Source organism: Albidovulum salinarum (assembly GCF_025673475.1).
In the GTDB taxonomy this organism is placed as follows: domain Bacteria; phylum Pseudomonadota; class Alphaproteobacteria; order Rhodobacterales; family Rhodobacteraceae; genus Albidovulum; species Albidovulum salinarum.
The window spans coordinates 35006-58983 of record NZ_JAOVQO010000006.1 but is presented as its reverse complement, the minus strand read 5'-3'; the positions used below and the strand labels follow the sequence as shown (position 1 = coordinate 58983).

Below are 23978 nucleotides of genomic sequence, written 5' to 3'. Positions count from 1 at the left end.
GCACCCGCCGCCTTGGCGGCGGGTGCGAGACAACACTCGCGCCCGCTTGCGGGCGCTCAACTGTTTGACGGGTCGTCGCCGGGCATTTCGACTTCGAGGAAACGTTCGAAGGCGTCGAAGTCCAGCGGATCGAACTGCCCGAAGCCCTGGATCCACACGGTCGCCGCCCGCATCGCGTCGGGTTCGAGCTTGCACCATTTCACCCGGCCGCGCCGCTCCTGGCTGATCAACCCGGCCTCGGCGAGCACGGTCAGGTGTTTGGAGATCGCCGCGAGCGACATCTCGAACGGTTCGGCGACATCGGTCACGGCCATGTCGTCCTCGAGCAGCATGGCGAGGATCGCCCTGCGGGTCGGGTCGGCGAGAGCCGCGAAGATGGCGTCGAGAGTCATGGCGGCGAGACTAGCGCCTCGCCGCGCCGGGCGGAAGCGCCGGGAAGGGCCGGGGCGATCCTTAACCGCGCGGTTGAATATGGGTTCGGGGCGGAAATGCGGAGTGCGCGGCTGGGCCGCGCGAGCGCGCTGTTGGGGCGTCAGGTGAATAACTCAACTTTATCATTGTGTTATTGGGCGTGCCGCAAATGAACAGCCGGATTGACTCACGCGCCTTGGGGTACTAGCAATCCGGCGACTGTCCGAGGGGGCGCTTTCGATGTCCGACGAACCCGATCCCGGCCGCCTGCAGGCGCTGGAGAAGAGGCTCGCGGAGGCGAAGAAGGCTGGCGCGCCGAAGCCCCGCGCGGACGAGCATTATTCTGCCGCGAGCCAAGGCTGGCGGATGGTGATCGAGCTGGTGGCCGGATTGGCCATCGGTTTCGGCATCGGATACGGGCTCGACACGGTCTTCGGGACCATGCCGCTGTTTCTGGTGCTGTTCATACTTCTGGGCTTCGTGGCCGGGGTGAAGACGATGCTTCGCACCGCCAGGGAGATCCAGGGCGCACAGGCGGCGGGGACCTCCGCCAGGGACGAAGGGGAATAGACGTGGCGACGGAAGCGCAAAGCGAAGGTCTGGCATTCCATCCGATGGATCAGTTCATCGTCAAGCCGCTCTTCGGCGGCGAGACGGTCGGCATGATGACGCCCACCAACGTGACGCTCTGGATGGCGCTCACGATCCTCGCGATCACCGGGCTCTTCGTCTTCGGCACCCGCGGCCGGGCGATCATCCCGAGCCGGATCCAGTCGATCGCCGAGCTCGCCTACGGCTTCATCCACAAGATGGTCGAGGATGTCGCCGGCAAGGACGCGCTTAAGTTCTTCCCCTACATCTTCACGCTTTTCTGCTTCATCGTCTTCTCGAACTTCCTCGGCCTGCTGCCCAAGGCCTTCACCACCACGAGCCACATCGCGGTCACGGCCGTGATGGCCATCGCGGTGTTCCTGACCGTGACGATCGTCGGCTTCGTCAAGAACGGCGCGGGCTTCCTCGGGCTCTTCTGGGTCTCCTCGGCGCCCCTGCCGCTGCGCCCGATCCTCGCGCTGATCGAGGTGATCTCCTACTTCGTGCGGCCCGTCAGCCACTCGATCCGACTTGCCGGCAACATGATGGCCGGCCACGCCGTGATCAAGGTCTTCGCGGCCTTCGCTCCCCTCATTTTGATCTCGGGCATCGGTGTCGCCGTGACCCCGCTGTCGATCATCGCGATCACCGCGATGTACGGGCTCGAGATCCTCGTGGCCTTCATCCAGGCCTATGTCTTCACCATCCTGACCTGCGTCTACCTCAAGGATGCGCTGCATCCGCACCACTGAGGTCAGGGTAACCAATTCCAGCCAATTCCAACCGTAAGGAGTGACGAACATGGAAGGCTCTATCGTTCAAATGGGTGCGTACATCGGCGCTGGCCTGGCCTGCATGGGCATGGGCGGAGCCGCGATGGGGGTGGGCAACGTTGCCGGCAACTTCCTCGCCGGCGCGCTGCGCAACCCGTCGGCCGCCGCCGGTCAGACCGCGACCCTCTTCATCGGCATCGCCTTCGCCGAAGCGCTCGGGATCTTCTCGTTCCTCGTCGCGCTCCTGCTGATGTTCGCCGTCTGATCCTTTAGAACCATCCTTACGGCCGGATGGGCGCCTTCGCGCCCATCCGGGTTGTAATTCCGGGTTTCGAGGGGGCCGAGATGGCAAACACCACGCATGAGGCTGCCGAGACGGCAACCGAAGCTGTCGGCCACGCGGCCGAAGCGGCAGGGCACGCGGCCGAATCCGCGGGCATGCCGCAGCTCGACTTCGCGACGTTCCCGAACCAGATCTTCTGGCTCGTCGTCGCGCTGATCGTCATCTATTTCATCCTCTCGCGCATCGCGCTGCCGAGGATCGGTGGCATCCTGGCCGACCGCCAGGGCACGATCACCAACGACATCGCCGCGGCCGAGGAACTGAAGCTCAAGGCCGAGGAGGCCGAGAAGGCCTACAACCAGGCGCTCGTCGACGCGCGGGCCGAGGCGAACAAGATCATCGCCGAGGCGCGGGCCGCGATCCAGGAGGATCTCGATGCCGCGACCGCCAAGGCGGATGCCGAGATCGCCGCGAAGGCCGCGGAATCGGCCAAGCGGATCGAGGAGATCCGCGCCCATGCGGTCGAGAACGTCGCCGAGGTCGCCAAGTCGGCGGCGGCGGAGATCGTCGCGGCGTTCGGCGGCAAGGCCGATGCCTCGGCCGTGACCGCAGCGGTCGACACGCGGCTGAAAGGGTAGGGACATGAGGACACTCGCAATCTTCCTGAGCCTGGCCGCGACGCCCGCCCTGGCGGCGACGGGGCCGTTCTTCTCGCTCCGGAACACCGATTTCGTGGTGACGCTGTCGTTCCTGCTGTTCGTCGGCGTGCTGGTCTACTTCAAGGTGCCGGCGCTTCTTGGCGGGCTGCTGGACAAGCGCGCGGCCGGCATCAAGTCCGACCTCGACGAGGCGCGGGCGCTGCATGACGAAGCGCGGTCGATCCTCGCCTCCTACGAGCGCAAGCAGAAGGAAGTGCAGGACCAGGCCGTGCGGATCGTCGAGACCGCGAAGCGCGAGGCGATGGCCGCGGCCGAACAGGCCAAGGCCGATCTCAAGGCCTCGATCGCGCGCCGTCTGGCGGCGGCCGAGGACCAGATCGCCTCGGCCGAAGCCTCGGCGGTGCGCGAGGTGCGCGACCGCGCCGTGACCATCGCGGTGGCGGCGGCGGGCGAGATGATCGCCAAGCAGATGACCGCGGCCGAGCGCGGCAAGCTGATCGAAGAGGCGATCGGCGAGGTCGAGGCCAAGCTGCACTGAGGCTTAGAGCCGAACCATGTGAAGGAACCCGGCTCCGCGCCGGGTTTTTTCGTTTCCGGGCGGCGCCAGCGGTGTGCCGCGCCGTGTTAGACTTCCTCATCCAGCCAGGGAGGAAGCGATGTCGGTACTTGTGGTGACCGGGGGCAGCCGGGGCATTGGCGCCGCGGTTTGCCGGGGTGGCGCCCGGCGGGGAATGGCCGTCTGCGTGAACTACGTTGCGAACGGCGAGTGCGCCGAGGCGGTGGTGGATGAGGTGCGGCGCGACGGAGGCGCGGCCTTCGCGCAGCGCGCCAATGTCGGTGACCCGGGTGAGGTCGCCGCGATGTTCGCCGCCGTCGACGAGCGGCTCGGCCCGGTTACGGCGCTGGTGAACAACGCCGGGATCATGGGCAGCACCGGACGGGTGGAGGATCTCGACGTCGCGAAGACGCGGCGGATCTTCGATGTCAACGTGCTCGGCCCGTTCTACTGTGCCAAGGAGGCGGTGCGGCGGATGTCGACGCGCAACGGCGGGCCGGGCGGGGCGATCGTCAACATCTCCTCGGCGGCGGCGAAGCACGGCGCGCCGGGGGGCTATCTCGACTATGCGGTGACCAAGGGCGCGATCGAGACCTTCACGATGGGGCTCGCGAAGGAGCTCGCGGGCGAGGGGATCCGCGTCAATTGCGTGCGGCCGGGCTTCACCCGCACCGAAATGAACGAGGAGTACATGAAGGATCATCCCGGCTGGGCCGACGAGTTCCTGACCCGCGTTCCGATGGGTCGGAGCTGCAGCGTCGAGGAGATGGCCGAGCCGGTGCTGTGGTTCCTGTCGGACCACGCCTCTTACGTCACCGGGGCGGTGATGGATGTCACCGGCGGCTATACCTGCCCCTGATGGCCGTCAGCGCCGCGCCTGCTCGTGCTCGAAGCGGAGCTGCGCCACGGCCTCGTTGCGGCTCGCCTTGAGGTCGTCCTCGAGCGCCTGGCGGACGTAGCTCAGATGCGCCTCGACGGCGGCACGGGCAGCCTCGGGCTCGCGCGACTGAATGGCCGCGTTGATCGCGCGATGTTGGTCGAGCAGCGCGTCGCGGGTCATGCGTTGCTTGAACATGACCTGGCGGTTGTAGAAGACACCCTGGCGCAAGAGGTCGAACATCGAGCGCATCATGTGCAGCATGACGACATTGTGGCTCGCCTCGATGATCGCCATGTGGAACTCGGCGTCGAGCCGCGCCTCGTCGGCGGGGTCGCGCTTGAGATGCGCGGCCTCCATCTTGCTGAGAATCGCGTCGACGACCTGCAGGTCGGTGTCGGAGCCGAGCCGGGCAGCACGCTCGGCGGCGAGCCCCTCGAGGTCGCGGCGGAAGTCGAGATAGTCGAAGACCGCCTCCTCATGGCTCGCGAAGAGCTGGATCAGCGCGGGAGCGAAGGCCGAGCCCAGAACCTCGGCGACGAAGATGCCGGCGCCGGCGCGGGCGGTCAGGAGCCCGGCTTCCTGCAGCTCCGCCACCGCCTCGCGCAGGCTCGGGCGGGAGACGCCGAGCCGCTCGGAGAGCTCGCGCTCGGCCGGCAGGCGTTCGCCGGGGCGCAGGATACCCTGCAGGATCAGCCGCTCAATCTGGCGAACGACGGAGTACGACAGCTTCTCGGGCTCGACCTTGCGGAAGGGCATGGCATCTCCTGCGATTGGTCAAAAGGTATGACCAAAGCTGGCGGATCGCAATCGGAAAGGCCGGCGGTCATGCTCCCGGACGCGCGAGATGCGCGCCGCGTACCATCGCGTCGACGAGGGCCGTGACCTCGGCGGCGAGGCTGTCCTGCGGCACGCCGACGAACCGCCCCTGCAGCGACAGCTGCACCACGCCGTGGACCGCGGCGAAGGTGGTGCGCGCCCGCATCAGCAGCATCTTGGAGGACAGATCGGGCCGCAGCGCGCCTAGCGGGGCGATGATCTCCTCGATCAGCACGGCGTGGTCGCGCTTGTGCCAGGTCGGCGGCTCGACCCCTTCCGGCAGGCGGTGTTCGAAGAGCGCGGACCAGAGCCTGCGGTTGTCGCGCGCGAAACGGACATATTCGGCGGCGAGCGCCTGCAGCACCTCCTCGGGCGTGCCGTCGCAGGTCGCGCGGGCGGTCTTGAGCGCCTCGCCGAGCCGGGTGAGCGTGCGCGAATTGACATGGAGGACCAGCATGTCGACATCGTCGAAGGCGGTGTAGAGCGCGCCGAGCGCGCAGCCGGCCCTAGCCGTGACCTCGCGCGCCTTCACGCCGGCCAGCCCGGTTTCGGCGATCTGCGCTTCCGCGGCGGCGATCAGGCGGTTCTGCAGATCGGTGCGCCTGGCCTCGCGTTTGTTTCCCATACGGAACCTCACTGTTTCGTGAACGGTGTTCAGAAAATTATTGAACGGTGTTCACGACTCGGGCATAAAGTTTGTGAACACGGTTCATAACTGGGGAGGCGAAGATGTTCAAGACGCTGACGACCCTGATCCGAGGCCACGGCCACGACGCCGCGCAGGCGATGGCCGACACCAATGCGGTCACGATCCTGCGCCAGCAGCTGCGCGACGCGGCGCAGGGGCTGGAAAGCGCGCGGCGGTCGGTCGCGGTGGTGATGGCCTATTGCGAGCGCGAGAAGAAGGCCGCCGCCCGCATCGCCCAGCAGCTCGACGACCTTGAGGGACGCGCCGTCGCGGCCTTGCGGATGGACCGCGAGGATCTCGCGACCGAGGCGGCCGCGGCGATTGCTCAGCTCGAGGCCGAGCGCACCACCACCGACCGGGCGATCGAGACCTACAGCGCCGAGATCGCGCGGCTGCGCGAGGAAGTGGGGCTGGCCGAGGGGCGGCTCCGGACCCTGCAGCGCGGGCTCCAGCTCGCCGATGCGACGGCGAAGTCGCAAAAGCTGCGCGGCACGGTCCCGCAGGGTGTCCTCGCGAGCCTGAAGGAGGCCGAGGCGACGCTGGACCGGCTGCAGGAGCGGCAGGCCCATGCGGAGGCGGCGGCGGCCGCGGTGGCCGAGCTTTCGGCCGGCACCAGCGCCGAGGCCACCAGCGCGCGGCTCGCGGCGGCGGGCTGCGGCGCACCGCTGCGTCCGGACGCGGCGGCGGTGCTCGAACGGCTCCGCGGCCGCGTAAACTGAGCCGGATCGCGGCAGCGCGGCCGCTGCGGACCGGCCGCATGAGCACATCCCTGTTCCGGCGCGCTTGCGCCGGGGCGGGTTCACAACAAAGGCGTGACGCCGACAAATTCTCAGGAGGTTCAAATGATCAATTACGCGCCCAAGGTTTCCAATGCCTGGAACGCCTTCACCTACTTCAACTTCGGCGTCGCCGTCGTAATGATGGCAGGCGGCATCTACTCGCTCGAGGCGAGCTTTTCCGCCAAGGGCTACTACGCGATGGCGGCGCTGATGCTGGTCTATTCGACGGCCTCGATCACCAAGGCGCTGCGCGACAAGGAGGAATCGGACCGCATCTACAACAAGCTTGAGGATGCGCGCACCGAGCGGCTTCTGGCCGAAGCCTCGAGCGACCGGGTCTGAGCGTGGAGGGACGGCGGGGTCTGGAGCCAGACCCCGCCATTTCCGAGAGGGAGCAGGCGGCATGAAACGGACGTTTCGCATCTTCGGCGTTTCCGTCTTCGCGGCGGTCGCCCTTCTGGGCGCCGCCTGGGCGGCGACGGCCTTTTCGGTCCAGCTCGACGGGATCGCCCGCCTGGCTGGCTGGGGCGCGCTTCTCGGGGCATTGGTCGCCGCGGGGCTGGCGCGGATCCGCTCGCGGCGCGCCGGCTGGGCGGTCCTCGCGTTGGCGGCGCTCGGCGTCGGCGGCTGGTACCAGACGATCACCCCGCGCCAGGACCGCGACTGGGATTTCGACGTCCGTCACGGCGTGCGGGCCGAGGTGGCGGGCGATACCGTTACGCTCCGAGACCTGCGCGACTTCGACTGGGTCAGCGCGAGCGAGGCGAAGGAACGCTGGACGACCGCGTCCTACGATCTCGACCGGCTGCAGAGCGTGGACATGCTGACCTCGGTCTGGGACAGCCCGGACATCGCGCATCTTCTGGTGAGCTTCGGCTTCGAGGACGGCGAGCATGTGGTGTTCTCGGTCGAGATCCGGCGCGAGGCGGGCGAGACGTTCAACGAGATCGGCGGCTTCTTCCGCCAGTTCGAACTGGTGCTGATCGCCGCGACGGAGGAGGACATCGTCAAGCTGCGCACGAACCATCGCGGCGAGCAGGTGAGCCTCTATCCGATCGAGCTCGATGCCGCGCAGCGCCGCACGTTGTTCATGTCCTATGTCGCGCTGGCCCAGCGGCTGGAACGCGAGCCCGCCTTCTACAACACGCTGACGGCGAACTGCACGACCGTGGTCTACCAGCTCGCCCAGGCGATCACGCCCGACCTTCCGATGGATTGGCGGCTGGTGATGTCGGGGCATCTGCCCGACTATATCGAGTCGCTCGGCGTCCTCGGCGGCGAGGGGCCGATGGAGGCGCGGCGGCGGGCCGCCCTGATCACGCCGCGCGCGCGGGTCGTGCAGGCGGGGGTCGATTTCTCCGCAGCCATCCGTCTCGTGGGTCCGGGCGGGAACTGACCAAGGATCAAGCGGTTACGGCGTCAGCACCGCCGCGCCCTGCAACCGCCCGGCACGCAGATCGTCCAGCGCCTCGTTCGCGCGGTCGAGCGGGTAGCTGACGACCTCCGTCCGGACGCCGGCCTGCGCGGCGAGGGGGAAGAACTCCTCGCCGTCCGCGCGGGTCAGGTTGGCGACCGAGAGGATCGACCGCTCCTCCCAGAGATCGGCGTAGGGAAAGCCGGGAATGTCGCTCATGTGGATGCCGCCGCAGATCACGCGCCCGCCCTTGCGGACGGCTTTGAGTGCAAGGGGAACGAGGGCGCCGACCGGCGCGAAGATGATGGCGGCGTCGAACGTCTCGGGGGTTGTATCCGAGGAGCCGCCGGCCCAGACGGCGCCGAGTCTGCGGGCGAAGTCCTGCGCCGCGGTGTCGCCGTCGCGGGTGAAGGCGTGGACCTCGATCCCCCGGTGCCGCGCGATCTGGCAGAGGATATGCGCGGCCGCGCCGAAGCCGTAGATCGCGAGGCGCGAGACGTCGCCCGCGAGCTTCAGGCTGCGGTAGCCGATGAGGCCGGCGCAGAGCAGGGGCGCGAGGGCGGCGGCCTCGGCCTCTTCGGGCAGGGGAAACACGAACCTTGCATCCGCGACGCAGTATTCGGCGTAGCCGCCGTCGAGCGTGTAGCCGGTGAAGCCCGGCGCGTCGCAGAGGTTTTCCTGCGCCGAAGCGCAGTAGTCGCAATGTCCGCAGGTATGGCCGAGCCAGGGCACGCCGACCCGCTGGCCGGGCCGGAGACCCGCCACGGCGTTGCCGGTGCGTTCGACGCGGCCGACGATCTCGTGGCCCGGAATGAGCGGCAGCGAGGGGTGTTTCAGCTCGCCGTCCACGACGTGCAGATCGGTGCGGCAGACGCCGCAGGCCTCGACCCGGATCAGGACCTGATCCGCGCCTGGTACGGGCTTCGGAACATCCCTGAGGCTGAGGCGCGGCGCGCGTCCGTCGAATACCATTGCCCGCATGTGATCGGCCTTTCCGCTTGCCCGGATCGGGCGGCGTAGCAAATTGTCCGGCGAATCCCTTGGCCGGGCAATGCATTCCGGGGGCTGTAGCGGGCGAGGTCCTAGCAGGTCAGCAGATAGATGGTGCCCTCGACATCCCGGCGGCGACGCTCGTCCAGCCGGAGGCGGGCGCGCTCCAGCTTTTCGCGCGCCAGAAGCAGTCTTTGAAGTGCCCGCTCGCGCGCCTCGTAGAGCCGCCGCACCCGGGATCCGGGATCGCCGAGCAGCGGTGAGGTTGGCCGCTTTCCGGCGGGAAACCACGACCGGGCCTCCTGAGTGGCCACGGTCCATTCGCGGTCCGCAACCATATACCGTGTGTAGGACGCGACGAGCACCCGGCGCTGCACGCGAAGATCGGGATGCATGATGACCCTCCTCGGTAGGTCCGCACGTGGAGAGCAACCTAGCAGGATTCGCGCGCGACTCAAATCCGCCCCGCGCCGGGGCCGTCCCCCGGCTACATGCCGCCGCTGACGGGCCCGCCCCGGTCAGAGCCGCAGCGACAGGCAGGACATGCCGCCGTCGAGCTTGGCGCATTCGGAATTGCCGATCTCTCGGACCTCGTAGCCCGCCCTGCGGAGCCGCTCGGCGGTGGCGGGGAAGCCGGCCGCCATCAGCACGAAGCGGTTGAAGCGGATCGCGTTCGCCGCCGCCTCCTCCCCGTCCGCGGTGAGGATCACCCGGTAGCCCTCGAAGCAGCCGCTCGCCGCGAGCCGTTCGGTGGAAAGAACCGTCTCGCCGTCGAGCAGCGAGCAGTCGGTCTTGAAATGCAGGACGCCGGGCGGGGTCGCGACCTCGCGCAGGGGCCGGCCCCAGTCCTTCAGGATCGTGGCGAGTTCCGCCACTCCCGCCGCGTCGGTCCGGGCGGAGCGGCCGACCAGGACCTCGCGGCCGGTGGTGAGGATGTCGCCGCCCTCGATGAAGCCGGGGCCCTCGATCACGCGCACGTCGGCATAAAGGTCGCGCAGGACCGGCGCCATGTGGGCGACCTCGCCGAGCCGCGACGGTGCGCCGGGGCGCATCAGCACCGCGCCTTCGGGCAGGCAGAGTGCGGTGTCCTCGACGAAGAGCGCGTCGGGGAAGTCCTCGAGCGGCGGCAGCTCGGTCACCGTCGCGCCGGCCTCGCGCAGGGTCGCGACATAGTCGGCGTGATGCGCCAGCATCAGGTCGAGATCGGGCGCGCCGGTATCGACCGCGCGCAGGCCGCGGATGATGCTTTGCCCCGGGCGCCGGGTGATCGCGCGGGTGAACTCGTAGGAGCGGTCAGTCATCGGGGGGCCTCCTCCGGCGGCTCGGTTCGTCGCGCCCAGATAGGCATGGATCCACCGAAGAGAAAAGACCGAAATTATACGCTTGCATAATTTCCGAGTCTGAACCTTACTGTCGGAGTGTTTGGGAGAGATTCTGCATGATGGACCTGGCTACGGCCCACCCTGCTCAGAGCGCGATCGCGACGGCGGATGAGGCCATTCGGGTCGAAAACCTGCACAAGTCCTTCGGCCACCTCGAAGTGCTGAAGGGCGTCTCGCTCACGGCGCGCCGTGGTGACGTCGTGGCGATCATCGGCGGTTCGGGTTCGGGCAAGTCGACCTGCCTGCGCTGCATCAACTTCCTCGAAACGCCGACCTCGGGCCGGATCGTGATCGGCGGCGAGGAGATCGCGATGAGGGCGGACGGGACGCCCGCGAGCCGCAAGCAGCTCGAACGCGTGCGCTCGCGGCTCGGCATGGTGTTCCAGGCCTTCAACCTCTGGACCCACCGCACGCTTCTGGATAATGTCATCGAGGTGCCGGTCCATGTGCTCGGCGTGCCGAAGGCGGAGGCGGCCGAACGCGCGATGGTGCTGCTCGACCGTGTCGGGCTCGCCGACAAGGCTGCGACCTATCCGGCTTTCCTTTCGGGCGGCCAGCAGCAGCGCGCCGCGATCGCCCGCGCGCTCGCGATCGACCCGAGCGCCATGCTCTTCGACGAGCCGACGAGCGCGCTCGATCCCGAACTGGTGGGCGAGGTGCTGACGGTGATCCGCGACCTCGCCGCCGAGGGGCGGACGATGCTTCTGGTCACGCACGAGATGAAGTTCGCCCGCGAGGTCGCGGATCACGTGATCTACTTCGCGAACGGCCGGATCGAGGAGGAGGGACCGCCGGATCAGGTCTTCGGCGCGCCGCGATCGGAGCGGCTCAAGCAGTTTTTGAAATCCGTCAGCTGAAGGCGGAACAACCAACGGGGAGACTATCACATGACGATGAAAGCGAAACTCGCGGCCGGGATTCTGGCGCTGGCGATGACGGCGGGCGGGGCTCTGGCCGAGCAGGTCAAGATCGGCATTGCCGCCGAGCCCTACCCGCCCTTCTCCTCGCCCGACGCCTCGGGCAACTGGGTCGGCTGGGAGATCGAGATCATCAACGCGGTCTGTGCCGCGGCCGAGATGGATTGCGTCATCACGCCGGTGGCCTGGGACGGAATCATCCCCTCGCTCACCGGCAAGCAGATCGATGCGATCATGGCCTCGATGTCGATCACCGAGGAGCGGATGCAGTCCATCGACTTCTCCGACAAGTACTATGACACGCCGACGGTGATCGTCGCCGACAAGGCGGTCGACATCGCGCCAACGCCTGAGGGGCTGGCTGGCAAGATCCTCGGGGTGCAGGCCTCGACGGTTCACCAGTCCTATGCGCAGACGCATTTCGCCAACGCCGGCGAGATCCGCGTCTACCAGACCCAGGACGAGATCAACCAGGACCTCGCTGCCGGCCGCATCGACGCGGCGCAGGCCGACTCGATCGCGATGGACGAGTTCGTGGCCTCCGACATCGGCGCCTGCTGCGAGGTCAAGGGCGCGGTGGAAAATGATACTGCGATCCTCGGGCTCGGCGTCGGCGCCGGGGTGCGCAAGGGCGACGATGCGCTGCGCGAGCAGATCAACAAGGGCATCGCCGCGATCCGCGAGAGCGGCGCTTACGATGAGATCACCAAGAAATACTTCTCGTCCAGCATCTACGGCAGCTAAGTCGCGGCCGTGGACCAGGTGATCGAACTTCTGTCCCTCTCCCCTCCCGGCTGGGGGGGGAACCTTCTGCGCGGCCTCCTCCACTCACTGGAAATCGCGTTCGGCGCCTTCGGGTTTGGTCTTCTGATCGGGCTCGGGGGCGCCTGTGGAAAACTCTACGGCGGGCCGGTGCTGCGCGACCTGCTCGCGGTCTACACGACCGTCGTGCGCGCGGTGCCGGAGCTCGTCCTTATCCTCATCCTCTACTACGTCGGCACGGATCTGCTGAACAAGGCCTCCGAGGCGATGGGCTATGGCCGGGTCGAGATCAGCGGCGTCGCCGCCGGTATCTGGGTTCTCGGCATCGTGCAGGGCGCCTATGCGACCGAGGTGCTGCGCGGCGCGATCAAGGCGGTGCCCTCGGGCCAGATGGAGGCCGCCCGCGCCTATGGGATGCCGCCCTTCCTGATGCTGCGCCGGGTGACGATCCCGGCGATGATGCCCTTCGCCATCCCGGGCCTTGCCAATCTCTGGCTGATCGCGACCAAGGACACCGCGCTCCTCGCCGTCGTGGGCTTCAACGAACTGACGCAGGAGACCCGGCAGGCCGCGAGCAGCACTCGGGCCTATTTCACCTTCTTCCTCGCCGCCGGCGCGCTGTACCTGATGGTCACGCTCCTCTCGGGCAGCGTTTTCGCCCGGATCGAGGCCTGGGCCCGCCGCGGCCAGCCGTCGCTCAGAAAGGCCGCGACATGACCGCGTTGCGCGCCTGGCTCCTGCCGCACCGAATCGTGATGATCGGGCTCTTTGCCGCGCTTGTCCTCTGGTGCGCCTTCGCGCTGCGCTGGGACTGGATCCCGAAATACGCGCCACTCGCGCTCGAGGGCATCTGGCGCACGATCTGGCTGCTGGTCGTGACCACGGTTCTCGGCTTTCTCCTCGCGATCCCGCTCGGGCTCGCGCAGGCGGTCGGCCCGTGGTATCTCGCCACCCCGGCTCGCGTGTTCTGCACGGTGATCCGCGGAACGCCGCTCCTGCTTCAGATCTGGCTGCTCTATTACGGGCTCGGCTCGCTCTTCCCGCAATATCCCTGGATACGCGAGAGCGAGCTCTGGCCCTATCTCCGGCAGGCCTGGCCCTACGCCGTGCTCGCGCTCACCCTGTCCTATGCAGGCTACGAGGGCGAGGTGATGCGCGGCGCCTTCGCCAGCGTCGCGCGCGGTCAGATCGAGGCGGCGCAGGCCTTCGGCATGCCGCGCTTCACCATGTTCCGCCGGATCTGGCTGCCGCAGGCGATCCAGACGGCGCTGCCCACGCTCGGCGGCGAGACGGTGCTGCAGCTCAAGGCGACGCCGCTCGTCGCCACCATCGCCATCGTGGAGATCTACGCGGTCGCCTCGCGGGTCAGGCAGGACACGTTCATCGTCTACGAGCCGCTCCTGCTGCTCGCCGTCGTCTACCTGGTGATCGCGGGGCTGCTCGCGCTGGGGTTCCGGAAGCTGGAGGCGCGGGTGCCGGTGAAAGGGCACTGAGCGCGGCTCATCGCGCCGCCGTCAGATCGGCAGTTCCGGCATGAGCCAGATCACCGCGAAGGGATGGGCGATGCCGGCCATCGCGATCGACACGCCCATCGGGAACTTCCGGCTCCGCTCCATCGAGGCCCAGTCGAGCGCCCCGGTGGCCGGGATCGCGCGCAGACCAAGGACGAAGGCGATGCCGATCATCATAGAGGCCGAGAAGACCATGCAGAAGAGCGGCAGGGTGGCGGCTGGAACGAAGAGCATGAGCGCAGAGAGTGCCTTCACGTCGCCGCCACCGAAGAGGCCGAGGCAGAAAGTCACGAAGCCGATGCCGAAAATCGCGCCGGCGATGATCAGCCGCGCGACGAGATCGGGCGGCGGCGCAACCAGCGCGGAGGCGGCGAAGACCCCGATCAACGCGATGCAAAGCAGGTTCGGGATCCGCAGGAACCGCAGGTCGCCATAGGCCATCCAGACAAGAAGCGGCGCGACAAGGACGAGCGGGATCAGGGCTGTCGGCATGGTCGCGCCCCCTTCATGCGCAGCGCGGATCCGACGGCACCGGCTCCGCCGCCGAGGTCACAAGGTTGTAGACCAGTTCGGCGAGGGTCGAGGTCTCGGTCTTGGCGTAGACATTGCGCAGATGCGAGCGGACGGTGGAGTCCGACACCGCCAGTTCACTCGCGACGCCGACCACCGAGAGCCCCCGAGCTAGGAGGATGCAAACCCGGAACTCGGCCCGGCTGAGCCCAGCCGGATTCGCAGGCCCGAGCAGGGCAGGCTTGGGCCGGCTGGGGCGGGGCAGTTCCGTGACAGTGCGATGATTGACCACCGAGCGCGTCACCAGCCCGACCTGGCGGCTGGCCCAGGTCCGCGCCATCGGCGGCAGGACCGAGTTCAGTGTTGCCAGCTTTTCGGGGGAAAGCGGGGTCTGGAAATGCAGCTCGATATGATCGCGCGTGACCCCGCCTCCGGTCAGTGCGAGCACGACGAATTCCGACAGGCTCCGGCGTTCCTGCCAGGATTCCAGCGCCGGATCGGGGTGATGGCTCGGATCGTCGTTATGATCCGAGGCGAGCCAGATCGAGGCGACCTTGGGCCGCGCTATCGCCGGGCCGAAGAAGCTGTCCGCGAAGGAGGTGCGGAGTGGGGCGATCGTGTTGTCCGCGCGGCGGTCCCACATCGCGACGCGGACCGGACGGAAATCGCTTACATGGGTGCGGACGAGCATCCCGGCCTCGGCCCCGAGACCGATCGCGAAATGCGCAAAAGCCTCCTGGAGCGGCAGGCTGCCATGCAGCGCCTCGCACCAGTCCGCGATCGCATCGACAACGTCTGTCTGAACAGCGGGGGAAAAGGGCGCGGTGTTGTCGCCAATTCCAGCGGAGCGATTAATCATAACACCTCCAACACACTCGTACGGCCGCTTTGTCGGCGGTCAACGAAGGCGTAGCCCATAAAATCCAAGGCTGGAATTAAATGCGGCGTTTCAAACCAGTGCGCCTTCGAAATCATGCTGACAGTGGGCGCGCTCTTCTGTCAACGTTCTGACGCGGTTTCGGCTGTTATCGTTAACAAATGCAACCCTGAGGTGAATTTCTCAGGGCTCATGGGAATAATTAGGTACCGATTTTGGGAATTGTTGCTGTACTGGCGCGGGCGGATGGCCGATGCCGCCCGCGCCGGAGAATCACTACATCATCACCCGCATGTAGCGGATCACAACCGGACCGAGCGACAGCAGGAGGAGGGCCGGCAGCATCAGCGAGGCCATGATGGCCGACATCTTGACCGGCAGCTTGTTGGCCATCTCCTGCGCGCGCATCTCGCGGTTGCGGCGCATTTCGTCGGCATAGGTCATCAGCGTCTCGGAGATGCTGCTTCCGAACTGCATGGATTGCAGCACCACGTTGGCGAAGGAGTTCACCTCGTCCACGCCGGTGCGCTCGGCCATGTCGAGCAGCGCCCGGTCGCGGGAACGTCCGGCCTGGATCTCGCGCTGCGCCGCCAGGAACTCCTGGGAGATCTCGGGCGCGGTGGTCTCGAGCTCGTTGGCCACCCGGATCATTGCCGCGTCGAAGCCAAGCCCGGCTTCGACCGAGATCTGAACGAGGTCGAGCGCGTTGGGAAAGCTCTCCTCGATGGCGCGGCGGCGTTCGTTCGCGCGGTCCTTCAGCCAGAGCGCGGGGCCGAAGAACCCCATGACGACGAAGAAAGCGAGGACGATGAGAACACGCGCCGGGCTCCAGCTCGCCATCGCGGCTTCGATCGGGCTCGGCACGGCCAGCGCACCGGTGCGCGCGGTCCAGATCGCCAGGAGAAGCAGACCGGGCATGATGATGCCGAGGCTGAGACGCATGAGGTAGAAATTGCGCACCGAGTGCGGTCCCATGAACCCGGCCAGCGCAAGCTGGCGCTCGACCGCGCCGCGCTGCTTGCGGTCCACCGGGATCAGGGTCTTCATCAGCCCGGTCGGATCCGCGCTCGACTGGCGCAGGATGCCATTGTCGGCGGTGGTCTGCCTGCGCCGCCCCTGCTCCTCGATGCGGCGCAGGACCGGATCCTTGCCGGAGGAGCTTCCGGACAGGCCGACCACGAACAGCATCACGCCGATGCCGACGCCGAGGATGATGAGGGTCGGTATTGTGATTCCGGCGTCGGTCACGAGAGATTGTACAGTGTCGAACATCCTGGCCTCCACTTAGATCCTGAAGTTCACGAGGCGGCGCATCGCAATGTAGTTTCCAACGGTCAGCGCCACGACGACGGCCGCGAACGGCCGGAACAGCGGGTCACCGGAGATGCCCCAATAGTAGTTTGGGTTTGTCACCGAGCTTCCCAAGAAGATGAGGATCGGCAATGCCGAAAGGAACACAGCGGTGAGCCGACCCTCGGCCGAGATTGCCTGGATCCTGCGGCGCATCGCCATGCGGTCGCGGATCACCTTGGACAGCGTCGAGAGAACCCGCGCGAGGTCGCCGCCGGTGCCGTGCTGGATCGCGACGCTCACCGCCAGGTAGCGCACGTCCTCGACGTCGATGCGGTCGGCGAAATCCGTAAAGGCATCCACCAGATCGTCGCCGTAGCTGACCTGGTCGACCACGATGCCGAATTCCGAGGCGATCGGGTCGCGCATGTCCCGCGCGACGGCGGCGATCGAGGTGTTCAACGGATGACCGACCTTGAGCGAGCGCGCCATCAGGTCGAGCGCGTCCGGAAGCTGCTGGACCAGATCCTTTATCCGCTTGTTGCGCAGGGCGCGCAGCCGTAGCAGCGGAAGCACAAGGCACGCCAGGACCGCGACCCCGGCCGCTGTCAGCGGCGACGTCACCGTCGAGGCCGCGAGCGCCACGACACCCGTCGCCGCGAGGCAGAGCGAAAGGAACGCACCGGGTTTGATCGTCAGCCCGGCCTTGCGGATATCCGCGGGCAGGGTTCCGATCAGCGGCAGAGATTTCAGCTGCCACCCGTCGGTCCGCGGCTTCAGGAGCCGCAGGATATCCTCGGTCGAGGCGCCGTCGGCAATCATCCGCATGCGGCGGTTGCGCGCCTCTGTCCGGCTTTCGCTGCGGGTGACGATCTGGCGCAGGCCCTCGAATATCAGAAGCGCTCCGAGGAACACCCCGACATAGGCCAGCGAGCTCAGTTCGAATTGCGGCAAGCTGGTCATTGGCTTGTCCCCCGGCTGGCAAAGAGGTCGCCGCGCAGGTCGACGCCGGCCGCCCGGATCGCGTCGGCGCAGCGCGGCCGGATGCCGGTCGCCATGAATTCGCCGAGAACCTGGCCGCTTTCGGTGGTGCCGGTCTTACGGTAGACGAAAATGTCCTGCATCGTGATCGTGCTGCCCTCGATGCCGGTGATCTCGGAGATGCTCATCACCCGCCGGGTGCCGTCGCTGAGACGGTTGAGCTGGATTACCACGTTGAGGCCCGAGGCGATCTGCGAGCGGATCGCCGAGACCGGGAAGTCAAGGCCGATCATGGTCACCATCTGCTCGATCCGGCCGAGCGCGTCGCGCGCGGTATTGGCGTGCACCGTGGTCATCGAGCCTTCATGGCCGGTGTTCATCGCTTGGAGCATGTCGAAGGTTTCCGCTCCGCGGACCTCACCGACGATGATCCGGTCGGGGCGCATCCGCAACGCGTTGCGCACGAGGTCGCGCTGGGTCACGCTGCCGCCGCCCGAGGGCGAGGCGGGCCGGGTTTCCAGCCGCACCACATGATCCTGCTGGAGCTGCAGTTCGGCCGCGTCCTCGATCGTGACGATCCGCTCGCGTGCGCCGATGTTGCGGGACATGGCGTTCAGCATCGTCGTCTTGCCCGAGCCGGTGCCGCCGGAGATGAGGATGTTCAGCTTCGCCTTCACGAGCCCCTGGAGGAGCAGCGCCGCTGCCTCGTTCAGCGTGCCGATCTCGATCATGCGTTCCATCGTCAGGGGACGGCGCGCGAACTTGCGGATCGACATCGACGGGCCGTCGATGGCACAGGGGCGGATGATCGCGTTCACCCGGCTGCCGTCGGCGAGACGCGCGTCGACCCAGGGGTTCGATTCATCGACCCGGCGGCCGATGCGCGAGACGATCTTGTCGATGATTCTGAGCAGGTGGCGCTCGTCGCGGAACCGCACCGGGCTTTTTTCCAGGACACCCGCGCGCTCGACATAGACGCTGCGGTGGGTGTTGACGAGGATGTCGTTGATCGTCGGATCGGCCAGCAGCGGCTCCAGCGGGCCGAAGCCGAGCACCTCGTCGAGAAGCTCGTCGACAAGTTGCTTGAACTCCTCGGTCCGCATCGGGCGGCCCTCCTCGGTGAGCGCCTGCGACACCAGCGCCGCGACCTCGCGGCGCAGCTCGTCAGGCTGCACGCGGTCGATGACGGCGAGGTTGAGCCGGTCAAGCAGCACGTCGTGCAACTTGCTCTTCAGCTCGAGGCGGGCCATCAGCTCGCTTTCCTCCGCGGTCGGGGCGGCGGGGGCCGCCTCCTGTCGCGGGGCGCGGGCTCCGATGGCCACGATCTTGGGGTCGACGGGCTTTTCCGTACGGGTGAACTGCTTGAACACGACGATTACTCCTTACTGTTGCCCTGCCGACGGGCCGTTTCCTGATGACGGTTGACGACCGACTGCGCGAGACGGCCCATGGCTTTGCCGAGCGGCGATCGTGGCGCGGCGAGGGACAGCGGCTGCCCGCGATCGGCGGAATTCGTGGCCGCGCGTGCGTCATGCGGGAGCCAGAGGTCGAGCTTGCGCTCGAGCGCCTTGGCCGCCTCGCGGTGCACCCGTGACTGGAGGAGCGGCCGGTTCTCATGGTTGACGACGATGTCCACCGTGAGCGCGGGATTGTCCTGCGTGAAGAAGTCGATCAGCCGGCGGCAATGGCGGATGGCGGGAACCGACATGTCGGTGACGACGAGGAGTTCGTCGGCGCGCTGGATCACCGGCTCGATCCAGTTCACGATCGCGCGCGGCAGGTCCACGACGACAAAGTCGTGGCTCTGGCGCAGCGTGTCGAGGATCGCCGCGACCTGATCGGGGCGCAGCGAGTCGAGCGGCGCGAATTTTGACGGCGCGGGCATCACCGAGATCCCGTTCGGCCCCTTGACCATCGCCTGGTCGAGGAAGTTCTCGTCCGGAACCACCCCGTCCAGCGCGAGCTGCAGCAGGCTGTCCTGCTCGGGAAGGTCGAGGAACGAGCCGACGGTGCCGAACTGCAGGTCGAGATCGACCAGCGCGACCTTGCGGCCCTGCTTGCGCGCGCCCCAGCCACGCCCGCCGACAAGCTGATCGGCGAGGTTGACCGCGACGGTCGTTGAGCCGATACCGCCGCGCGCCTGGGTGACTGCGATGATCCGCCCTCTCGACACTGCCTCGGCCGGTTTCGCGGCGGCGGCGCGGGCGAGTTTCAGCACCCGGCGGTCAAGCTCCTCTCCCTCCGCCGGCAGCGGCAGGACCTCGTCGACGCCGGCATGGGTGAGCGCCCGCACCTGCGACAGCGAGACATTGCCGTCGACGAGCGCGATCAGGGTCGTGCCCGGCCGCCGGTTCGCCGTCATGGCCTCGATCGCCGTGATTTCGGCCATGTTGTTGGGGCTCGTGTGGAACAGGATGACGTCGTGATCGGACATCATCTTGACCGCGTGCCCATTGATCTTCGCCAGAGTCGAGGCCTGGGTCTCGACCTGCAGGCCGGTGCTCGTCTGCAGCGCGGTTCCGACCAGGTCGGCAATACCATCGTCGGGGGTGATCAGAAGTATGGATTTTGTCTTGTCGGTCATCGTTTCATCCTCCTCGGGGCTCGGCCGGTCAGGCGGTCCGACCCCGGGTTTCACTCATCCGTTTGTTCCAAGGTCGAGGTCTTCGCCCGGCAGCGAGGTGCTGATTGCCGGGAAGGGCAGGCTGTTGGGCGGCACCTGCGGGTTGACGGTGCCGTAGAGCGTCGAGAATCCGCCGAGCGGCGTCACGAAGTTGAAGTTGAGGTTCTGCACCTCGACCGTGACGATGGGCACATAGGGGCCGCCGAGAAAGCCGAGCGCGGGGTCGTAGGCGTAGCTGAACCGCAGGTTCGCCGGGGTGGCGTTGTTCGGCATCATCGGCGAGATCGCCGTCCAGATTTCCTGCACGGTCGGGTTGGCCGTGGAGGCGGTGCAGCTGATCGTGCCGGGGTTGACGCAGATGTTGCTGCCGGCGGAGCAGGCAGTGCCGAATTTCGGCGGGATCGTGCCGCCGGCGACCGGGCCGCGGGCGTTGAAGGTCGGCACGCCCGGGCAGGCCGGGGGGCGCACCACGGCGAGCCGCGAGGCCCATTGCACCGCCTTGCTCGTCATGACGTACTCGCCGCCCATCCGGCCGAAATCGACCAGGGCGAGAAGAAGCAGCAGGAGGAACGGCAGCACGATCGCGAGTTCGACCATCGTCGTGCCGCGCTCGTCGCGGGCGAGGCGCGACAGGAGCCGCGCGGTAAGGTGGTTGCGCTGTGTCATGTGCCGAAGACCCTCGCTGAATCGGTCACGCTCTTGGTCAGCGGCGTCACGTTGCCGCCGTAGAGCGCGAAGACCCCGCTGAACGGGAAGGAGATCGAGAAGCTCGCGGTGACGGTCGCGACCGGCGCGGGGTTGTTGCGGTAGGTGCCGGCGACGCACGCGAGGCTCGGCGTCACCGAGTTCACCGTCACCAGCGGCGGGAAGACCGGGGTGCCGGAGACGCTCTGGGAGACGATTCCGGTGAGCTTCGCGGTATGTCCGGTGACCGATCCGCCGGTCGTGCAGATGTCGACGGGCACGACCCGCGACAGGTAGCGCGTTGCGTCGCGCACCCCGGTGATCGCGGCGTGGTAGGCGAACATGAGCCGGCTGCCCTCGATGATCACCGCGAAGACGAGAAGCATCGCGGGCAGGACGATCGCGAACTCGATGAGCGCGACACCGTCCTCTGCGCGGCGGAAGCGGCGCGCGGCGTGGATCGTGCGGCTCAGGGGCGTGTTTCGGATCGAAAACCGGGTCATCGGATCACCTGTAGAGCTGGACGACTTCGTGGAAGAGACCGCCGCCACCGGCCGGCCCGCTGGCCGATCCGACGACTTCACCCCAGATGTCGAGCGTCGGCGGCGAGGCGCCGTCGGTGCCCACGGGCTCGGTCAGGAAGATCTTGACGAACTCCTCCACGGGCACGTTGTTGGTCTGGCCGTTGATCGGATTGGCGGCGCAATCGACCGCGGCGGCAATGATCAGGCGACGGTCGGGGTCGATCGCCTGGTTGTTCGAGCATTGCGGGCGGCCGGTCTCGCTGCGGCCGGTGAGGATCGGTGTGCTCGACCCGCCCCCTCCTGCAGCGGCGATCTCGGCCAGGTAGTACTCATACCTGGTGTTCGCGCTCGAGTGAGGATCGGGCACGCCGTTGCCGTAGTTCATTTCGACGTATTTCGGGCGCCCGTCGGTTGGGCTGTTCCAAGTGCCGTCACCGAAGCGGCCATTCCAGCAGGTGCCGGTGTAGAAGCAATTGTCTCTGGGCAGCGCCTTCGTATCGGAGGTTGCTGGCGGATTGCTGCCGGTGCAGGCATTGCCGTTCTTGTCCGCCACGCCCTTGATCACGTTCGGCGCGGGCGCGTAGGCCGGGTCGTTCTTCTTGCCGTTCATGATCGCGTGGTACATGTCGAAGCGGACGTTGAAGCTCGCGTCCTCGATGCCGACCTTCTGGCCGGGCGCGGTATCGACGCCGCGCTGGGCGAAGCACTGGGTGATGCTGCCCATCGCGCCGAGAAGGCATGCGTCGAGCTGCGCTCCGGTCTTGCCCGCGCAGGGGCCGTTCGGGTCGACCTTGGCATAGGACGGGTCGAGGAAGCCGAAGTCGCCCGGCCCCCAGGCCGCACCGTTGCCGCCCGAGCGCAGCAGGATCATGTCGCCGATATGGGCGTCGGCCTTGTAGGTCGGGCTGGGCAGGCAGAACATCAGGGGGGTGATGTCGCAGGCATACTGGGTGAAGCCCGCGACCGCCGAGGCGCTGACCGCGTTGGCCGGCTCCTGCCCGCCCATCATCGCGTAGAAGGCGGCCGCGAAGGTGTAATCGACGATCTTCGGCGTGACCACGACGCGCACGTAGGAGGCATCCTCGGGCTTGGTGGTCAAGCCGGCGTTCAGGCTGGCGGTGTCGCTGCTCGGCAGGGTCTTGTAGAAGGCCAGCGTGTAGTTGCTGGCCCCCGCAAGCGTGTGGTTGGCGTTGCCGTAGGTCTCTGACGAGGTGCGGCCAAAGCTCTGGCTGTCGGAGATGAGGTTGGCTGCCGCGGCAGTGGCGCGGTCAATCGCGTCGCTGTTGCCGTCAAGCTCGCCCGCGGCCGCGAGCGCCACATGGTCGGCGTAGGACTGCAGTTCCGACTGGGTGGAGGCCCTGCGGCCGAAGTCGAACGACAGCGCGATGAGACCGAGCAGCACCGCGAGCGCCCCCGCGAAGAAGACGAGCACTGCGCCGTCCTGGTCCCGGTTGAACTCGGCTATGCGGTCTCGGATCGTCATCGCGCCACCTCTTGGTTACTTACTGAACTTCCACGTCCTCGACGGTGCTGCCGCGGCGGACGCGGATCGTCGTCTTGGTGATGGCCTCGGGCACGGGCGACTTGTCCTGCATGAGGTCGGTCAGCCGGATCGAGTCGAGCGGCTTGTCCGCGATGTTGTCGATCGACCGCAGCGAAAGGCTCAGCGTCCCGGCCTTCTGGGCGAGCGCGAGCTTCTGGCTCTCTTCGGGCGTCACCTCGACGGTGACGGTCTGGGCGATGCCGGGCTGGTCGGTTTGCTCATTGGCATCCTGGTCGACGCCGAGGATGCGGATGTTCTGCAGGATCGTGACCGCGCGCAGTTCGGCTCCGCCGCCCTGGGTCAGGACGATGTCCACGGCGTCGCCCGGCGTGACGAAGCCGCCGACGGCGGTTTCGGCGGCGACCTTGATCGCCATCGCGCGGGTGTTCTCGCGCAGGCTTTGAACGATGGTCACCTTGTCGCCGAAGTTGGACACCTTGGAGGCGAGCACGAGCTCGCCCTGCGCCATTGCACGGGTGGCGCGGCGCGGCGGCATGCCGGGCTTGGCGACAAGCTGATCGAGATCGGTGATCGCGCCCGGCGGCAGCGCCGCGCGGGGCCAGGCGATGACCTGGAGGGCTTGGGGCTGGATCGGCTGGCCGAACGAGATGTCACGACCGGCAACGATCACGCTGACGAGGGCCGCTGCGGGGTCGGTCTCGGCCGTCGCCTTGCTCTGGTTGATGTATTCGCGTGCGCCGAAGGCGGAACCGCCGGCAACCGCGACGCCGAGGACGGCGATGAGAATGGAACGGGTTCCCACGGTTTTTCTCCTGATTGCGGGACCGGGCGGGCGGAAGGGGCGTCGCCCGGTCCGGGTGATGCCTCGGGATCTTGGTCCGGAGGCCACTGCCGGGGCATCGGTGACGCCCCGGCAAGACGGTCGCCTGGGCGACCCGATGGGCTTACCAGGTCGGCAGCGTAAAGGTCTGCGAGGTGCCCGGCATGCTCGTGCCAGCCTCAAGGAACGCACCGTTGATTTCCGGTGCGAGGACGGCGCCGAACAGGCCGAAGACGAGCACGGCAAGCATCACGCCGACGCCGTATTCAACCAGGGTCACGCCCTTTTCATCGCGGCCGAACTGCTTCCACTTTTTCAGAATTGCAAAGCGCATTGTAATCTCCTCAAATGCGGTTTTCTGGGCTTCGGGCTGAAGCCCGGGAGAGAGACAAGCCGAGACGGGTGTTCGGCTCCCATTCATGATTGCGGCTGAAATGTGTCCGGGCATCGTCTGAAATGCCGATAAATACACGCATAGGTAGAATTTTCTGCCGAATGAGGCAAAATCTGGGCGAAACGACTCGGCGCCACGCGACTCGCGGGCACATCCGAATCTCGGCGGCGATCAGGCACTCCACGCCCGCCGTCCCGCCGCGAAGGCAACCGCGACGATCCGCGCCCGAACTTTCGTCCCGCCGCGATCGGAACCTGATTTCCGGCGCAAACAGCCGCTTGAATGAAACGGGAATCTGTCGAAAGATTTGGGAGTGGATCGGTCGAGTTCGGTTTGATCGGCTCGCGTGCCGGGAGAGG

Annotated in this window: 30 protein-coding genes; 13 read left to right on the top strand and 17 right to left on the bottom strand. The window is 67.2% G+C overall.

Annotated elements, in window-relative coordinates; genetic code table 11:
• Positions 1–56: 56 nt before the first annotated feature.
• A complete protein-coding gene (locus tag OEZ60_RS07590) occupies positions 57–392 on the bottom strand; it encodes an ArsR/SmtB family transcription factor (RefSeq protein WP_263334744.1) in 336 nt (111 codons plus the stop codon).
• Positions 393–651: 259 nt separating this feature from the next.
• On the opposite strand from OEZ60_RS07590, the gene OEZ60_RS07585 reads away from it, so the two are divergent.
• From OEZ60_RS07585 to OEZ60_RS07560, 6 genes are all read left to right on the top strand, one after another.
• Positions 652–981: an AtpZ/AtpI family protein gene (locus OEZ60_RS07585; protein WP_263334742.1), complete on the top strand. Its 330-nt coding sequence runs from the start codon at positions 652–654 to the stop codon at positions 979–981.
• Positions 982–983: 2 nt separating this feature from the next.
• Entirely contained in the window at positions 984–1754 is a 771-nt protein-coding gene (locus OEZ60_RS07580; RefSeq protein WP_263334740.1) for a F0F1 ATP synthase subunit A, read from the top strand.
• A 49-nt stretch (positions 1755–1803) separates the two neighbouring features.
• On the top strand, positions 1804–2040 hold the full coding sequence (locus OEZ60_RS07575) for a F0F1 ATP synthase subunit C (RefSeq protein ID WP_263334738.1): 237 nt from the start codon (positions 1804–1806) through the stop codon (positions 2038–2040).
• An 80-nt stretch (positions 2041–2120) separates the two neighbouring features.
• On the top strand, positions 2121–2696 hold the full coding sequence (locus OEZ60_RS07570) for a F0F1 ATP synthase subunit B' (RefSeq protein WP_263334736.1): 576 nt from the start codon (positions 2121–2123) through the stop codon (positions 2694–2696).
• Between the two features lie 4 nt (positions 2697–2700).
• Positions 2701–3255, top strand: a complete 555-nt coding sequence (locus OEZ60_RS07565) for a F0F1 ATP synthase subunit B (protein ID WP_263334734.1) — start codon at positions 2701–2703, stop codon at positions 3253–3255.
• 118 nt (positions 3256–3373) lie between these two features.
• On the top strand, positions 3374–4132 hold the full coding sequence (locus OEZ60_RS07560) for an SDR family oxidoreductase (RefSeq protein WP_263334732.1): 759 nt from the start codon (positions 3374–3376) through the stop codon (positions 4130–4132).
• Positions 4133–4138: 6 nt separating this feature from the next.
• Here the strand turns inward: OEZ60_RS07560 and OEZ60_RS07555 are convergent, their stop codons facing one another.
• Together OEZ60_RS07555 and OEZ60_RS07550 are read right to left on the bottom strand one after the other, a co-directional pair.
• Entirely contained in the window at positions 4139–4909 is a 771-nt protein-coding gene (locus OEZ60_RS07555; RefSeq protein WP_263334730.1) for an FCD domain-containing protein, read from the bottom strand.
• A gap of 67 nt (positions 4910–4976) precedes the next feature.
• Positions 4977–5594, bottom strand: a complete 618-nt coding sequence (locus tag OEZ60_RS07550; RefSeq protein ID WP_263334727.1) for a TetR-like C-terminal domain-containing protein — start codon at positions 5592–5594, stop codon at positions 4977–4979.
• 104 nt (positions 5595–5698) lie between these two features.
• On the opposite strand from OEZ60_RS07550, the gene OEZ60_RS07545 reads away from it, so the two are divergent.
• The 3 genes from OEZ60_RS07545 to OEZ60_RS07535 all read left to right on the top strand — a co-directional run bounded on the left by OEZ60_RS07545 (position 5699) and on the right by OEZ60_RS07535 (position 7832).
• On the top strand, positions 5699–6376 hold the full coding sequence (locus tag OEZ60_RS07545) for a PspA/IM30 family protein (RefSeq protein WP_263334726.1): 678 nt from the start codon (positions 5699–5701) through the stop codon (positions 6374–6376).
• 123 nt (positions 6377–6499) lie between these two features.
• Entirely contained in the window at positions 6500–6778 is a 279-nt protein-coding gene (locus OEZ60_RS07540) for a YiaA/YiaB family inner membrane protein (protein WP_263334724.1), read from the top strand.
• A 61-nt stretch (positions 6779–6839) separates the two neighbouring features.
• Positions 6840–7832, top strand: coding sequence for an Lnb N-terminal periplasmic domain-containing protein (locus tag OEZ60_RS07535; RefSeq protein WP_263334722.1), 993 nt, complete (start codon positions 6840–6842; stop codon positions 7830–7832).
• Between the two features lie 15 nt (positions 7833–7847).
• Here OEZ60_RS07535 and OEZ60_RS07530 read toward each other — a convergent pair whose 3' ends face one another.
• The 3 genes from OEZ60_RS07530 to OEZ60_RS07520 all read right to left on the bottom strand — a co-directional run bounded on the left by OEZ60_RS07530 (position 7848) and on the right by OEZ60_RS07520 (position 10141).
• The gene (locus tag OEZ60_RS07530) at positions 7848–8822 is read right to left on the bottom strand and encodes a zinc-dependent alcohol dehydrogenase family protein (RefSeq protein WP_263334721.1); all 975 of its coding nucleotides are present in this window, start codon (positions 8820–8822) and stop codon (positions 7848–7850) included.
• Positions 8823–8932: 110 nt separating this feature from the next.
• Positions 8933–9235 carry a hypothetical protein gene (locus OEZ60_RS07525; RefSeq protein ID WP_263334719.1) on the bottom strand — a complete coding sequence of 101 codons (303 nt, stop codon included), beginning with the start codon at positions 9233–9235 and terminating at the stop codon, positions 8933–8935.
• A 123-nt stretch (positions 9236–9358) separates the two neighbouring features.
• Positions 9359–10141, bottom strand: a complete 783-nt coding sequence (locus tag OEZ60_RS07520) for a dimethylarginine dimethylaminohydrolase family protein (protein WP_263334717.1) — start codon at positions 10139–10141, stop codon at positions 9359–9361.
• A gap of 140 nt (positions 10142–10281) precedes the next feature.
• Here OEZ60_RS07520 and OEZ60_RS07515 point away from each other — a divergent pair, with 140 nt between their 5' ends.
• Genes OEZ60_RS07515 through OEZ60_RS07500 form a run of 4 tightly spaced genes read left to right on the top strand, consistent with a single transcriptional unit; the run spans position 10282 to position 13394 of the window.
• On the top strand, positions 10282–11079 hold the full coding sequence (locus tag OEZ60_RS07515) for an ABC transporter ATP-binding protein (RefSeq protein ID WP_411709790.1): 798 nt from the start codon (positions 10282–10284) through the stop codon (positions 11077–11079).
• Positions 11080–11109: 30 nt separating this feature from the next.
• Positions 11110–11883, top strand: coding sequence for a transporter substrate-binding domain-containing protein (locus tag OEZ60_RS07510; protein ID WP_263334714.1), 774 nt, complete (start codon positions 11110–11112; stop codon positions 11881–11883).
• Positions 11884–11892: 9 nt separating this feature from the next.
• Positions 11893–12618 (top strand): ABC transporter permease, encoded by a 726-nt coding sequence (locus OEZ60_RS07505; protein WP_263334711.1) that lies wholly within the window; start codon positions 11893–11895, stop codon positions 12616–12618.
• On the top strand, positions 12615–13394 hold the full coding sequence (locus tag OEZ60_RS07500) for an ABC transporter permease (RefSeq protein ID WP_263334710.1): 780 nt from the start codon (positions 12615–12617) through the stop codon (positions 13392–13394). Before OEZ60_RS07505 ends, OEZ60_RS07500 begins: the two co-directional genes overlap by 4 nt.
• 21 nt (positions 13395–13415) lie before the next feature.
• On the opposite strand, the gene OEZ60_RS07495 is transcribed toward OEZ60_RS07500, so the two are convergent.
• From OEZ60_RS07495 to OEZ60_RS07445, 11 genes are all read right to left on the bottom strand, one after another.
• Positions 13416–13904: an A24 family peptidase gene (locus OEZ60_RS07495; protein ID WP_263334708.1), complete on the bottom strand. Its 489-nt coding sequence runs from the start codon at positions 13902–13904 to the stop codon at positions 13416–13418.
• A gap of 13 nt (positions 13905–13917) precedes the next feature.
• Entirely contained in the window at positions 13918–14781 is an 864-nt protein-coding gene (locus OEZ60_RS07490) for a helix-turn-helix transcriptional regulator (RefSeq protein ID WP_263334706.1), read from the bottom strand.
• A 294-nt stretch (positions 14782–15075) separates the two neighbouring features.
• Positions 15076–16071, bottom strand: a complete 996-nt coding sequence (locus OEZ60_RS07485) for a type II secretion system F family protein (RefSeq protein ID WP_263334704.1) — start codon at positions 16069–16071, stop codon at positions 15076–15078.
• A gap of 12 nt (positions 16072–16083) precedes the next feature.
• Positions 16084–17052, bottom strand: coding sequence for a type II secretion system F family protein (locus OEZ60_RS07480; RefSeq protein ID WP_263334703.1), 969 nt, complete (start codon positions 17050–17052; stop codon positions 16084–16086).
• Complete coding sequence (locus OEZ60_RS07475) at positions 17049–18440, bottom strand: CpaF family protein (RefSeq protein ID WP_263334701.1); 1392 nt, start codon at positions 18438–18440, stop codon at positions 17049–17051. The genes OEZ60_RS07480 and OEZ60_RS07475 overlap by 4 nt, the downstream gene beginning before the upstream one ends.
• Before the next feature lie 5 nt (positions 18441–18445).
• Complete coding sequence (locus OEZ60_RS07470; protein ID WP_263334699.1) at positions 18446–19654, bottom strand: AAA family ATPase; 1209 nt, start codon at positions 19652–19654, stop codon at positions 18446–18448.
• A 54-nt stretch (positions 19655–19708) separates the two neighbouring features.
• On the bottom strand, positions 19709–20359 hold the full coding sequence (locus tag OEZ60_RS07465; protein WP_263334698.1) for a TadE/TadG family type IV pilus assembly protein: 651 nt from the start codon (positions 20357–20359) through the stop codon (positions 19709–19711).
• Positions 20356–20880, bottom strand: coding sequence for a TadE/TadG family type IV pilus assembly protein (locus tag OEZ60_RS07460; RefSeq protein ID WP_263334696.1), 525 nt, complete (start codon positions 20878–20880; stop codon positions 20356–20358). The genes OEZ60_RS07465 and OEZ60_RS07460 overlap by 4 nt, the downstream gene beginning before the upstream one ends.
• Positions 20881–20884: 4 nt before the next feature.
• A complete protein-coding gene (locus OEZ60_RS07455) occupies positions 20885–22384 on the bottom strand; it encodes a TadE/TadG family type IV pilus assembly protein (RefSeq protein WP_263334694.1) in 1500 nt (499 codons plus the stop codon).
• Between the two features lie 19 nt (positions 22385–22403).
• Entirely contained in the window at positions 22404–23207 is an 804-nt protein-coding gene (gene cpaB, locus OEZ60_RS07450) for a Flp pilus assembly protein CpaB (protein WP_263334692.1), read from the bottom strand.
• 142 nt (positions 23208–23349) lie between these two features.
• On the bottom strand, positions 23350–23559 hold the full coding sequence (locus tag OEZ60_RS07445; protein ID WP_263334690.1) for a Flp family type IVb pilin: 210 nt from the start codon (positions 23557–23559) through the stop codon (positions 23350–23352).
• Between the last annotated feature and the right edge of the window lie 419 nt (positions 23560–23978).